General features: G+C 53.7%; 11 protein-coding genes. 1 reads left to right on the forward strand and 10 read right to left on the reverse strand.

What is annotated here, in order from left to right; translation table 11 throughout:
* Positions 1–9: 9 nt before the first annotated feature.
* From CRO19_RS13785 to trxC, 3 genes are all read right to left on the reverse strand, one after another.
* On the reverse strand, positions 10–780 hold the full coding sequence (locus tag CRO19_RS13785) for a YaeF family permuted papain-like enzyme (RefSeq protein WP_097096327.1): 771 nt from the start codon (positions 778–780) through the stop codon (positions 10–12).
* Positions 781–863: 83 nt separating this feature from the next.
* Positions 864–1,556, reverse strand: a complete 693-nt coding sequence (locus CRO19_RS13790; RefSeq protein ID WP_097096328.1) for a tRNA-uridine aminocarboxypropyltransferase — start codon at positions 1,554–1,556, stop codon at positions 864–866.
* Between the two features lie 89 nt (positions 1,557–1,645).
* Positions 1,646–2,065 (reverse strand): thioredoxin TrxC, encoded by a 420-nt coding sequence (gene trxC / locus CRO19_RS13795; RefSeq protein WP_007886387.1) that lies wholly within the window; start codon positions 2,063–2,065, stop codon positions 1,646–1,648.
* Positions 2,066–2,221: 156 nt separating this feature from the next.
* On the opposite strand from trxC, the gene CRO19_RS13800 reads away from it, so the two are divergent.
* A complete protein-coding gene (locus tag CRO19_RS13800; RefSeq protein WP_097096329.1) occupies positions 2,222–3,352 on the forward strand; it encodes a tRNA/rRNA methyltransferase in 1,131 nt (376 codons plus the stop codon).
* Between the two features lie 36 nt (positions 3,353–3,388).
* Here CRO19_RS13800 and emrB read toward each other — a convergent pair whose 3' ends face one another.
* From emrB to nrdF, 7 genes are all read right to left on the reverse strand, one after another.
* Positions 3,389–4,924 carry a multidrug efflux MFS transporter permease subunit EmrB gene (emrB, locus tag CRO19_RS13805; protein ID WP_097096330.1) on the reverse strand — a complete coding sequence of 512 codons (1,536 nt, stop codon included), beginning with the start codon at positions 4,922–4,924 and terminating at the stop codon, positions 3,389–3,391.
* Between the two features lie 17 nt (positions 4,925–4,941).
* Positions 4,942–6,114 (reverse strand): multidrug efflux MFS transporter periplasmic adaptor subunit EmrA, encoded by a 1,173-nt coding sequence (gene emrA / locus CRO19_RS13810; protein ID WP_097096331.1) that lies wholly within the window; start codon positions 6,112–6,114, stop codon positions 4,942–4,944.
* Between the two features lie 147 nt (positions 6,115–6,261).
* The gene (gene mprA, locus CRO19_RS13815; protein ID WP_007886395.1) at positions 6,262–6,792 is read right to left on the reverse strand and encodes a transcriptional repressor MprA; all 531 of its coding nucleotides are present in this window, start codon (positions 6,790–6,792) and stop codon (positions 6,262–6,264) included.
* Positions 6,793–7,508: 716 nt separating this feature from the next.
* Positions 7,509–8,510 (reverse strand): glycine betaine/L-proline ABC transporter substrate-binding protein ProX, encoded by a 1,002-nt coding sequence (gene proX, locus CRO19_RS13820; protein ID WP_370659793.1) that lies wholly within the window; start codon positions 8,508–8,510, stop codon positions 7,509–7,511.
* Positions 8,511–8,567: 57 nt separating this feature from the next.
* On the reverse strand, positions 8,568–9,755 hold the full coding sequence (gene proW / locus CRO19_RS13825) for a glycine betaine/L-proline ABC transporter permease ProW (RefSeq protein ID WP_097096333.1): 1,188 nt from the start codon (positions 9,753–9,755) through the stop codon (positions 8,568–8,570).
* On the reverse strand, positions 9,752–10,948 hold the full coding sequence (gene proV / locus CRO19_RS13830; protein ID WP_097096334.1) for a glycine betaine/L-proline ABC transporter ATP-binding protein ProV: 1,197 nt from the start codon (positions 10,946–10,948) through the stop codon (positions 9,752–9,754). Before proV ends, proW begins: the two co-directional genes overlap by 4 nt.
* 411 nt (positions 10,949–11,359) lie before the next feature.
* Complete coding sequence (gene nrdF / locus CRO19_RS13835) at positions 11,360–12,319, reverse strand: class 1b ribonucleoside-diphosphate reductase subunit beta (RefSeq protein ID WP_097097661.1); 960 nt, start codon at positions 12,317–12,319, stop codon at positions 11,360–11,362.
* Between the last annotated feature and the right edge of the window lie 2 nt (positions 12,320–12,321).

Consider the following 12,321-nt stretch of genomic DNA (forward strand, 5'->3'; position numbering starts at 1 on the left):
AAACGCTTTTTAATGCGCTTGCTGATTCGCCGATCGCAGGCCGAGGATCTCTTTTAGATTCCAGCGTTTTAAATGGCCGACATACTGCATATTCTGCTGCGCCCGCCATGCAGAGACATCGCCGGCACGTAAATGCAGTAAATCTGCCGGGCTGACCCAATTGGCCTGCCCCTGCAACAGTTCAATACCCGCATGACGATAGCCCGCCAATACAAATTCGGAGCAGAAGAAGCGATTGGCTTGAGGATCGTCAACATCAGCTAACTGTACGCGGGCCATTGCGGTAAGGCAGGCACTGCGAACCTCTTCATTGACGAGTGGCAGTTCACACAGACGGCGTGACACCATAAACGGCATAAACATTACGATGCCCTTGAAGTTGTATTTTTTGCCTTGCTGTAAATCGGCAAACTCCCGTAAGCGCAGCATCTGCTCGCTGGTCATGCCGGGTACGCGCAGCACCAGCAGACTATTGCTTTCATCAATAGCATGATTTAGCGGAATAATTTTAACGCCGCTGCCAACCGCTTCCGCGACCTGTTCATCGCCAAGATAAATCGCTGCATGGCTTACGCCAGTCAGAGTAAACAGGCGAATTCCCCACGATTGTGGTGACGTGGCGGATGAGAGCAACAAATCACCGGGCATCAAAGCGCTGCTTGAAATCAGTGCGGTTGGGCGGGTGCTGGCAGATTGCAGCTGCGGCGGAAAAGCGCGGTCGGGTTGTGGGGCGGTGCTGCAGCCGGTGAGCAGCAGCATTAGCAGCCAGAAAGTTTTCATCGTGCATCCTTTGCATATAAGGCCAACTCCGTGGCGATGCGCGACTATAAATCAAACTGGCTGGTTACAAAAGCTGCAAATCCCTAAAGGACATTTTCGAGGCTATGCACGGGATGGTGCGGCTTGCCCGCCAGATAAGCGTGACGGAAGCGTTCGAAATAGTGATGTAGTTCCGCAGCGGCGGCAAGATCGCCGGCCTGCTCCAGTAGCGCAGCGGCAACTTCTGCGGTGCAATGTTGACCCACGCCGTGCGCTTCACGCAGCGTATAGCGCGATGGCGTGGTCACGTTCAGCGACATCACCGGGAATGCATCGAGCCACGGACTTTTACGGAACATCTTACGCGCTTCGGTCCAGGTGCCATCGAGCAGGATAAACAGCGGCGGTTTGCCGGTCAGAGGCGGGCGGGTTAACACGTCACGATCGGCATCAGCGTACGACGCGGGAAACACCACCAGCGGCTGATAATGTTCGCTTTTAACTGCGGCCAGCAGCTGAGGATCTGGCTCGGTGCGCGACCAACCGAACGCCTGCGTATCCGGCAGCACATCAGCAATCAGCCTGCCGGTATTGCTGGGCTTCATTGGCTCGGTATCAAACATCACCAGACAAAAGCGGCTACGCGCTGGCTGTGGCTGGATGGTCGCGCACAGACAATTTTTCTGCGGTAGCAAACAGCGTTGGCAGCGCAGCACGCGATTACCGCGCGCCAGAAACGGGCGCGTAGCGCGCGCTAAACGTTGCGCGCGTAAGCGCAGGACGGCATTTTCAGACATAAATTCGCAGGCTGGAAAAAACGTCAGTGTAATGGAATTAACAGGGAAAGGTAATAAGGAAGGCCAGCGCGCGGCTGGCCCTTAGTGCTTTACAGCGATTCGTCGAGCCACTCATTGAACGGCGCTTTCGGCATAGCACCATTCAGCATGTCGACCATCTCACCGTTCTTAAATAGCATAATGGTCGGAATGCTGCGAATGCGGAACCGCGAGCTTAACGCTGGTTCAGCTTCCGTGTTTACCTTCACAAAACGCACTTTGCCGCGCCGCTCGTCGGCGACATCTTTAAACACTGGCGCAAAGTTTACGCACGGGCCGCACCACGGTGCCCAGAAGTCGATCACTACCGGCAGATCGTCCTGCAGATATTTATCCAGCGTGGCGGATGTCGCGTTGGCAACTTCACCGTTAAACAGCTCACCGCCGCAACGCCCACATTTTGCTCCATCGGCAATGCGCGACTCGGGCACGCGATTAGTTGCCTGACAGGAGGCACAGACTGTATTCATATTTACCTCAACCCGGACCTGTAAATCTGATGATTGCCGGACATTATGAAAAGGTTGAGTGCTATGCTCAATCTGGATTGCCCAATAGGTTCAATAGTTGATAGCTAAGCACCGACACATCAGGTAATCTTCGCGCTCTCAATGCTGGAGGAACAGATGAACGACGAATTTAAAGGCAAAAGCGGCAAGGTAAAAGTGATGTATGTACGTGATGAGGAGGGTGGTCAAAAGCCTAATCCCCGTACCGGCAAAGGCGGCCGTCCTGCTGCGCGCCAGGAAGATAATCGTCGTTCTGGTCCTCGCAGCGCACGTGGTAATGAAGAGAGTGGCCGTAGCGGCGCACGCAGCGAAGCCGGCGGACGTGGTTCTGCCCCGCGCGACGCACGCAACAGTGAACGCGGCCGTAGCTTTGGTCAGCGTGACGATCGTGGCAGTGACAACCGCAGTTTCGGTGATTCACCGTGGCGCACCGTTTCGCGTCCACCGGTTGCGGATGACAGCCAGCTGGATGATGCAGCCAGCAATAAGCCGGTAATCGATCCCGAGCAGATTCGCCGCCAACGTCAGGAAGAGACGCGCGTTTACGGTGAAAATGCCTGCCAGGCACTGTTCCTGAGCCGCCCTGAAAGCATCGTGCGCGCCTGGTTTATCCAGAGCGTGACGCCGCGCTTCCGCGAAACCCTGCGCTGGCTGGCGGCTAACCGCAAAGCCTACCACGTGGTAGACGATGCCGAACTGACCAAAGCATCCGGTACCGAACACCACGGCGGCGTGTGCTTCATTATTAAGAAGCGTATGGGCATGCCGGTTAGCGAGTGGCTGACCAAGGCACCGACCAAAGATTGCGTGCTGGCGCTGGAAGATGTCAGTAACCCGCACAACCTCGGCGGTATTATGCGTAGCTGCGCGCACTTCGGTGTGAAAGGATTGCTGGTTAACGATGCTTCGCTGCTGGAGTCGGGTGCGGCAGTACGTACCGCCGAAGGTGGTGCTGAGCACGTACAGGCGATCAGCGGCGAAAGCTTCGCTGAGGGCCTGGAAGCTTTCCGTAAAGCAGGTTATACCATCGTCACCACCTCCAGTCATGAAGGCACACCGCTGGCAAAAGCGGAGCTGCCGGCCAAAATGGTGCTGGTGTTAGGTCAGGAGAGCGAAGGTCTGTCGGACAGCGCGTTCCAGCAGGGTGATCTCAGCCTGTCAATTGGCGGCACTGGCAACGTTGAAAGCCTTAACGTCTCAGTGGCAACCGGTATTCTGCTCGCCGAATGGTGGCGTCAGAACGCATAAAAAAACGGGCCGCAAGGCCCGTTTTTGTTGTATCGCTTAGTGAGCACCACCGCCGCCGCCGCCGGCACCAAAGGGTGGGCGCGCAAACCACACCAGCACCAGCAAGATCAAAAATACGCCCGCCGATGCCCAGAAGATCTCATTCGCCGAAATAATCAGTCCCTGATTGGTAATCTGCTGTGCGATATACGCCGATGCCTGCTGTTGGGTCATCCCCAAACTTTCCAGCTGGTCATACATCTGCTGTGAATTGACGTTGAACGGATTCACCGACTCCGACAAATAGCTGTGGTGCATTGATTCACGATTGCTCCACATGGTGGTGGTAATCGAGGTCCCGATAGAACCCGCCAGTGTACGCACGAAGTTCGACAGGCTCGATGCTGCAGCCATACGTTCCGGCGGTAAGCCCGAAAGCGTAATGGTGGTCAGCGGCATAAAGAAGCACGCCACTGCGAAGCCCTGAATAAACTGCGGCCACGCCGATGCACCAAAATCCATCCCCGGTTCAAACGTGTAGGCGCGCCAATAGAAGCACACGGCGTACATAATAAAGCTAAAGGTCACCAGCTTTCGCATATCCAGCTTATGTGCGAAACGACCAATGATCGGCGACAGGATGACTGGCAGAATGCCAACCGGCGCCGACGCCAATCCGGCCCAGGTGGCGGTGTAGCCATATACCTCCTGCAACAGCTGCGGCAGCAAGACGATTGAGCCGAAGTAGAGCATATACGCCAGGCTTATCGATAAGCAGCCAATGGTGAAATTGCGCATCTTGAACAACGACAAATCGACTATTGGGTGATCGTCGGTGAGCTCCCACACCAGCAACACCAGTAGCGCCACCACGGCTACCACCGTTAGCACAATGATTTCGCTGGAGCTAAACCAGTCGAGCTCTTTCCCGCGGTCGAGCATCACCTGCAGCGAGCCAATGCCCACCACCAGCAGCACCAGACCAATCATATCGATCGGGCGGATTTCGGTTTTGGTTTCACGTCCGCGCAGCGTTTGCAGCGTCAGTAACACCACGACCACACCAATCGGCACGTTGATGAAGAAGATCCAGCCCCAGTGATAGTTGTCGCTAATCCAGCCGCCGAGAATCGGGCCACAGATCGGTGCCACAATCACCGTCATCGCCCACAGCGACAGCGCTACGCTGCGTTTCGCCGGGGGATAGTTATTGAGCAACAAACTCTGCGACAGCGGAATCAACGGACCGGCCACCACGCCCTGAATGACGCGGAAGAAGATCAGCATTTCCAGGCTTTCGGACATGCCACAGGCCCAGGACGCGAGCACAAACAGGATGGTTGCCCAGGTAAACAGCTTCACTTCACCGATGCGTTTCGCCAGCCAGCCGGTAATAGGAATCGAGATGGCATTCGCCACCCCGAAAGAGGTAATCACCCACGTGCCTTGTGAGTTCGAGGCACCGAGATTACCGGCGATAGTTGGAATCGCCACGTTAGCGATGGTGGAGTCGAGTACCTGCATAAACGTCGCCAGCGACAGGGCGATGGTCATCAGGACTAACGGCGCACCTTCAAGCGGTTTTTGTGCCATACCAGCCTCCCGCGGCGTTAGTCAGCGTTGGCACGAACGATGTCAGTAATCAGCTGGTTAACCGGCGCAAGGTCGATTGCCAAAGCATTACTTTCATAAGCAGCTTGTGGGCGTACAACACTTGCCAGCGTAGCGCCGTCTTTGTTCTGCGTATCCACTTTCACCAGCGTAGAGAGACCAATACGCAGGGGATGCTCGGCAACTTGTTGTGCATCCAGCTCAATACGTACCGGCAGACGCTGAACCACTTTGATCCAGTTACCCGTGGCGTTTTGCGCCGGCAGCAGAGAGAAGGCGCTACCGGTACCCATATCAAGCCCCACCACTTTACCGTGATACTCCACGTCATCGCCGTAGATATCGCTGATTACCGTGGCCGATTGTCCAATACGTACGCCAGAAAGCTGCGTCTCTTTAAAGTTGGCATCCACCCACAGATTGGTGGCCGGAACTACCGCCAGCAGCGGAGTAGTAGAAGAGATCTGCGAGCCAACCTGCACGCTACGACGTGATATAAAGCCATCGATTGGGCTACGGATGTCGGTGCGCTGCAGCGCCAGCCAGGCATCACGCAGCTCAGCCGCACTTTGTTGTACCGCAGGCTGATTTTCCAGCGAAGTATTCAGGATCATCGCCTGATTGGCGTTATATTGCTGCACCGCAACATCCAGCTGTGCTTTCGCCGTGGCGACAGCATCACGCGAGTGTTGCAGCTCTTCGCGACCAATCAGGTTTGATGCACCCAACGGCTCGCGGCGTTTCAGGTCAGCTTCGGCCTGATCCAGCGCGGTTTGCTGCAGCTTGATGGTGGCTTGATATTGCTTGCCATTGATCATCAGCTGATGGGTTTGACGCACACTGGTGGCCAATGCGGTCTGCGCTTTTTCAAACGCCTGCTGCGCATCGGTTTTATCCAGCGAAACCAACACGTCACCTTTTTTGACCATGTCAGTATTATCAAACCAAACTTTATTTACGCTGCCAGAAACCTGTGCCATCACCTGCACCTGGTTACCCGCCACATAGGCATCATCGGTTTCCTGGAAGTGACGCAGCACCAAATACCAGTAAGCCAGATACGAAATACCAATAATTACAAACACGATAGCCAGCAGGATCAGCACACCTTTGCGCTTCTTCTTTTTATTTGCTGGCTGTTGCGGGCTTTGAGCTTCCGCTGTCGCACTCATGTTGTTCTCCAGGTTGCCATTTAGTCGGGATGCATTGATCCTTCAACACGGATGCCCGAGTCGAAAAAGCCAGCGCTGAAGCGCTGGCCGGATAAAAGGGGATTAAAATAGCGATTTCGGAAGGTGATTGTGTCGCACTTCTTGCTATTAGCGCGACAGAGAGGCGATAACCTGATCTTCGTCCATTTTATCCAGACGGTTAAGTAACTTACGGGTGATGGTTTCCAGCTGATCCTGCTCGTTAGTCGAGAGCGAAGACCACAGATATTGCAGACTCTGATGCTGTGGTGGCAGCAGCTGACGCAGGAACTCATTGCCTTTTTCGGTCAGGTGCAGGTGCAGGCAGCGACGATCGTTCTCGCTTTCACGGCGTTCAATCCAGCCACGCTTCTCCAGCTCATCGGCGATACGTGTGGCGTTGGTACGGGAGGAGCCTAATGCAGAACTGAGTTCTGATGGCTGAATGCTCTGATTTTCCTGCGCATCAAGGGTAATCAGCGCCATGAATAAGGTTTCGTTAATTCCCTGCGCCTTCAACATTTTGTTGCGATTATCCAGCAGTTTACCCTGCATATGCATACACAAGCGGGTCAGAATGATCTCCTGCAGCGGAAAATCTTTATGGCGGTTAGCACGGATGTTTAGCATCTGTTCAATGGGAGTAAACGAACTTTCCATTTTTAAAAAAACCTCTTAGTTGCAACTGGTATAGTAATGATGGTGACAGATAAAGCGTAGTCATATTTTCCGTGCGTGATTGTTCGCACGATCACATTGTCAACATCTGACATTCCAGGTTATTCCTTAACCCTGGGCATCTGGCCCTGACATACCGCCGGATATTAAGACGGATGATGTCATCAATTCGTTTCGGGAAACCTTTTTGCAGATAAATAATTTCGCGCGAAAAAATAACTCTGGTGAATAACTGCTCTGCTAACCATAACAAACCCAATCATTAATGAACAGTATCGCTCATCAGATAGTGCCCATCTTTACGATTTCTAAACACTTTTTCTGCCAAGGGAATGCAGGTAAATCAACGGCTTGATTAACATGTTCTTAACAAAGTCCACGCAACCCGGTTCTATCCACAGGCTGAGATTCAATAGTCAAAGCAGGAGCGTTCATTGCGCGGAAGTGAGAGAGATAATCATTTGTGGGTAATAGTAACCCAAAAAATTATTTCATTGATGGGTTAATTAACAGGACGTACCAGTGCGCTATAGCGCACGCTTCGCTTATCGAGAAGGGTAAACGAGAAAGGTTTGACGCTTTGTAGCGGCACGGTTTATCCAGTCTTTGGCTGGTGGAGCCTTTTTCTCATAAAAAACGGCGCGAAAAATCGCGCCGCCACACTACAAACGCTAATGTAAATCCGGCGTTTCAATGCGTTATTTAGCCGCCGCCAGCGCGTCCTGAATCCACTTATCAAATTCCGCCTGATGACCTTTAATCCAGCCATCGACGTGGCCGTTGATATCGGCTTCAGAAGCGTGACCAGCATGCATCGCTGCGTTTTCAGCGTTGATATCGCTAATCGGCAGCTTCATCTCTGCAAACAATTTCGCCGCTGCCGGGTTCTTCTCGGTCCAGGCTTTGTTGGCCACGATGTGCATGGTGTTCACCGGGAAACCGTAGTTGGCACCATTGGCCAATTTAGTATCCACTTTGCTCTGCTCGCCTGGCAGAGAGGAGAACGGCACCTGCAGCCATACCACATCTTTACCCGGCTTCAGCACATCGCTGACCCAATACGGGGTCCAGGTGTAATAGAACACCGGTTTACCCTGCTTAAAGCGAGTAATGGTATCGGCGATCATCGCCGAATAATTCCCCTGATTATGTTCAACGGTGTTGCTCAGCTTATAAGCATCGATCTGGTGATTAATCACCGCTTCACAACCCCAGCCCGGCGTACAGCCGGTCAAATCCGCTTTACCATCGCCGTTGGTATCAAATAGTTTGGCGATCTTTGGATCTTTTAGCTGCTCGATATTGGTGATGTGGTACTGCTCAGCGGTTTTCTTATCGATCAGATACCCCTGCGCAGCGCCACCCACGTAGGTGCCCTGACGATAAAATTTCGCATCGCCGCCCGCCGCTTTATACATATCATCGTGCAGCGGCTGCCAGTTGGTGGCAATAAAGGTGGCATCGCCAGCAGCGATGGTGGTGTAAGCCACGTTGTAATCAATCTCGCTGGGTTTATCGACGGTATAGCCGAGTTTTTCCAGCGCACGGCTCACCAGCAGCGTCTGAAAGGTCTCTTCAGAAATGGTGCTCTGAGTCGGTTTTACGGTAATGCCTTTACCCGGCAGGTCGGCGGCGGACACGTGCGTCGCGGCGAACGTCGTCAGGACGGCGGCGAATAGAGCTGTCTTGCGCATAGTCATTCCTTATTTTACGTGTTACGTCGGAGACGAGCGATCCCGGCGGATCGCTCATTGAAATCAGGCTTTTTTACTGAAAGGGCGGAGCAGCAGACCCAGCGGCCCGGTGCTATACCAATGACGGCTGCCACGGCTGCGGCTGTCGCGGCCCATCGACTGCGTCAGACGATCGAGGATAATGGCGAGAATAACGATGCCCACGCCGCCCACGGTGGCGAGGCCCATATCGAGACGTCCAATGCCACGCAGTACCATCTGGCCAAGGCCGCCAACGGCAATCATCGAGGCGATCACCACCATCGACAAGGCCAGCATTAGCGTCTGGTTCACGCCCGCCATGATGGTGGGCATCGCCAACGGCAGCTGTACTTTAAACAGCATCTGACGCGGGCTGGCGCCGAAGGATTCACTTGCTTCAATCAGGTCGGCTGGCACCTGCTTAATGCCGAGAATGGTCAGTCGCACAATCGGCGGCAGCGCAAAGATGATGGTCACCACCACGCCCGGCACGTTACCGATACCGAACAGCATGACAATAGGCACCAAATAGACGAACGCCGGCGTGGTCTGCATCGCATCCAGCAGCGGACGAATAATGCGCGCGGCACGTTCGCTGCGCGCCAGCCAGATGCCAAGCGGCAAGCCGATCACGATACAGAACAGCAGGGCGGTCAGCACCAGCGCTAATGTCACCATCGCCTGCGACCAGGCGCCAATCGCACCAATCGCAATCAGCGAGACAAGCGTCGCAATCCCCATCGCTGGGCTAGCAATCTGCCAGGCGATCAGCGCAAACACCACGATCGCCACCGGCGCAGGCATACCGAGCAGCAACTGCTGGAACGCGCTGAGAATGTAATCCACCGGCACGCGAATACCCTGAAACAGCGGGCGAAAATGGCTCACCACCCAGTCGATGCCTTCGGTTACCCAGCTATCGAGTGGAATCCAGGTTTTATGGAACGGGTCCATGATGTTGAAATGCTCAGGTGCGGGAGCGGGCGCGCTGCTCAGCCAGTCGCTGCTGCTGCTCGCTGCATGACTGGCAGCGTCGTGCCCGCCGCTGCTGGCGGCCGCCGGATCGCCCCACGCATCGGCAGAGCCGTTCGCTGAACCGCTATCAGCGGGGGCGGCACTGCCGCTCGCCCAGGGATCGCTGTTACTGACTGCGGCGTTGGCATCAGGCGTTGCAGGTTGCTGCGTGGTCTGGCTGGCGCTATCCCATGGATTAGACGTTTGTTCACTCATGATTGGGCTCCTTCACGATCTAAAGCGCGCAACAGCATGCTTTTCGAAATGATACCGACATACTGATTCTCTTCACTGACGACCGGCACCGCGCAGGGCGCTTGCGCCACATGGGAGAGCAGATCGTTGAGGGAAGTATCGGCAGGAACCGCTAACGGCGTCTCCAGCAGTGCGCTATCCAGCCCTTCACCGGCCGCCAGGGCAGCTTTCAATGAATCGGTAGAAACCACGCCGACAAACTTCTGTTTTTCCAGCACATAGCCATATTCTCGATCTTCATCCTGCAACAGCTTGATGGCAGATCGCGGACCAAAACCGGCGGCTTTACGAATCAGGGAACCAGCGCTGCGACGGGCAATGTCTTTAGCGCTGAACACATGGCTAATATCGACGCCACGGAAGAAGGTGCGCACATAATCGTTGGCAGGATTATTGAGGATTTCATCCGGCGTGCCGACCTGAACGACTTCGCCGCCTTGCATAATCGCAATACGATCGCCAATACGCATGGCTTCATCAAGGTCGTGAGAAATAAATACGATAGTACGCTGATGTTTCGCCTGCAGTTTTACCAGCTCATCCTGCATTTCAGTACGAATAAGCGGATCAAGTGCCGAGAAGGCTTCATCCATCAGTAAAATATCGGGATTAATGGCCAACGCGCGGGCTAATCCTACACGCTGACGCATGCCACCAGAAAGTTCGTCTGGATACGAATGGGCATAATTATCCAGGCCAACCTGACGCAAAGCATCCAGCGCTTTTTCCTGACGCTCCTGCAACGGTACACCGGCTAATTCCATGCCAAAAGCAGCATTATTTAGTACGGTCATGTGTGGCATGAGCGCGAAGGATTGAAATACCATGCTGATCTTATTTCTGCGGACGTCACGCAGTTCCGCATCCGATATTTTTGCGATATCGACACCGTCTATAATTACCTGGCCACGGGTGGGCTCGATCAGACGATTGAGAAGGCGAACCATGGTGGACTTCCCAGAACCTGAGAGCCCCATGATGACGAAGATCTCGCCTTCTTCAATGGCCAGACTGGCATTCTTAACGCCGACGGAGAGACCGGTTTTCGCCAGAATACTCTCTTTGCTTTCGCCTTTATCAATCAGCTTAAATGCCTTTTCGGGATTATCCCCAAATACCTTATATAAATTCTTTACTTCGAGTTTAATTGCCATGCAGTAATTAATTTCCCGGTTAAATGTTTAACTATTTCTTGTTGTGGTCCTGATTAAATTTAAGCGCCCTATACCCTAGCATAGTGAAATTATCTGACAACCCTGAATGGCGATATTTGGCGGCGCGCGTCTGCACGAATAGCTAAAATCGCCAGTGCTCACAAGGGATGAGCGTGGATTAATTTTTTATGAAAGAGAGTGTGATTTATTGCTATTTCGCAACAGAAATGGTGTCAATGGCGTGAAAAAAGATATGCAGAATGAAAATAGAGCGGGAATATATGGGCGTTTTTTCGTTATTAATAAATCAATGGAGGAGTTCAATGTAGGGTGCGCATTAATGCGCACCGGGAATCCTGGTCGCCATGAATGGCGACCCTACAAGAGCAGAGCGTTATTTGATAAATACGCTTAGAAGTTCCAGTCTTCGTCTTCGGTCTCTACTGCTTTCCCCATAACATAGGAAGAGCCCGAGCCTGAGAAGAAGTCATGGTTTTCATCGGCGTTTGGCGACAGCGCAGAGAGAATTGCCGGGTTAACCGCAGTCAGCTCCGCCGGGAACAGCGCTTCATAACCAAGGTTCATCAACGCTTTATTGGCGTTGTAGTGCAGGAAGGTTTTCACCTCTTCCGCCCAGCCTACTTCACCGTATAAGGCTTCGGTATACACCACTTCGTTTTCATACAGCGCCAGCAGCAAATCAATCGCGAACTGCTGCAGCTCTTCGCGTCGGCCAGCATCGACGGTCTCTAACGCTTTTTGGTACTTGTAACCGATGTAGTAGCCGTGCACCGCTTCGTCACGAATGATCAGCCGGATCAGGTCGGCGGTGTTGGTCAGCTTGCCACGGCTCGACCAATACATTGGTAGCCAGAAACCGGAGTAGAATAGGAACGATTCAAGGAACACGCTGGCGATTTTTTTCTTCAGCGGATCCTCGGCGCGATAGTGCTCCAGCACAATCTTCGCCTTGTTCTGTAACGCTTCATTCTCTTCGCTCCAGCGATAGGCCGCATCGACATCCGCGGTATTACACAGCGTGGAGAAAATCGAGCTGTACGAACGCGCATGCACCGCTTCCATAAAGGAGATGTTGGAGAGCACCGCCTCTTCGTGTGGCGTAATAGCGTCTTCCATCAGGCCCGGTGCGCCGATCACGTTCTGGATGGTGTCGAGCAGCGTCAGGCCGGTAAATACCCGAATGGTCAGCTGCTGCTGCTGGTGGTCCAGCGACTGCCAGGCTGGCAGATCGTTGGAGAGCGGCACTTTTTCCGGCAGCCAGAAGTTGCTGGTCAGGCGGTTCCACACTTCGAGGTCTTTCTCATCCTGGATGCGGTTCCAGTTAATCGCTTGGATTTGTTTTAGTTGCATAG

The sequence above is a fragment of the Candidatus Pantoea floridensis genome, assembly GCF_900215435.1.
Taxonomy (GTDB): domain Bacteria; phylum Pseudomonadota; class Gammaproteobacteria; order Enterobacterales; family Enterobacteriaceae; genus Pantoea; species Pantoea floridensis.

Coding starts and splice junctions, on each gene's coding strand:
- CRO19_RS13785 (WP_097096327.1), bottom strand. CDS start 780: ATGAAAACTTTCTGGCTGCTAATGCTGCTGCTCACCGGCTGCAGCACC.
- CRO19_RS13790 (WP_097096328.1), bottom strand. CDS start 1,556: ATGTCTGAAAATGCCGTCCTGCGCTTACGCGCGCAACGTTTAGCGCGC.
- trxC (WP_007886387.1), bottom strand. CDS start 2,065: ATGAATACAGTCTGTGCCTCCTGTCAGGCAACTAATCGCGTGCCCGAG.
- CRO19_RS13800 (WP_097096329.1), top strand. CDS start 2,222: ATGAACGACGAATTTAAAGGCAAAAGCGGCAAGGTAAAAGTGATGTAT.
- emrB (WP_097096330.1), bottom strand. CDS start 4,924: ATGGCACAAAAACCGCTTGAAGGTGCGCCGTTAGTCCTGATGACCATC.
- emrA (WP_097096331.1), bottom strand. CDS start 6,114: ATGAGTGCGACAGCGGAAGCTCAAAGCCCGCAACAGCCAGCAAATAAA.
- mprA (WP_007886395.1), bottom strand. CDS start 6,792: ATGGAAAGTTCGTTTACTCCCATTGAACAGATGCTAAACATCCGTGCT.
- proX (WP_370659793.1), bottom strand. CDS start 8,510: ATGACTATGCGCAAGACAGCTCTATTCGCCGCCGTCCTGACGACGTTC.
- proW (WP_097096333.1), bottom strand. CDS start 9,755: ATGAGTGAACAAACGTCTAATCCATGGGATAGCGCCAGCCAGACCACG.
- proV (WP_097096334.1), bottom strand. CDS start 10,948: ATGGCAATTAAACTCGAAGTAAAGAATTTATATAAGGTATTTGGGGAT.
- nrdF (WP_097097661.1), bottom strand. CDS start 12,319: ATGCAACTAAAACAAATCCAAGCGATTAACTGGAACCGCATCCAGGAT.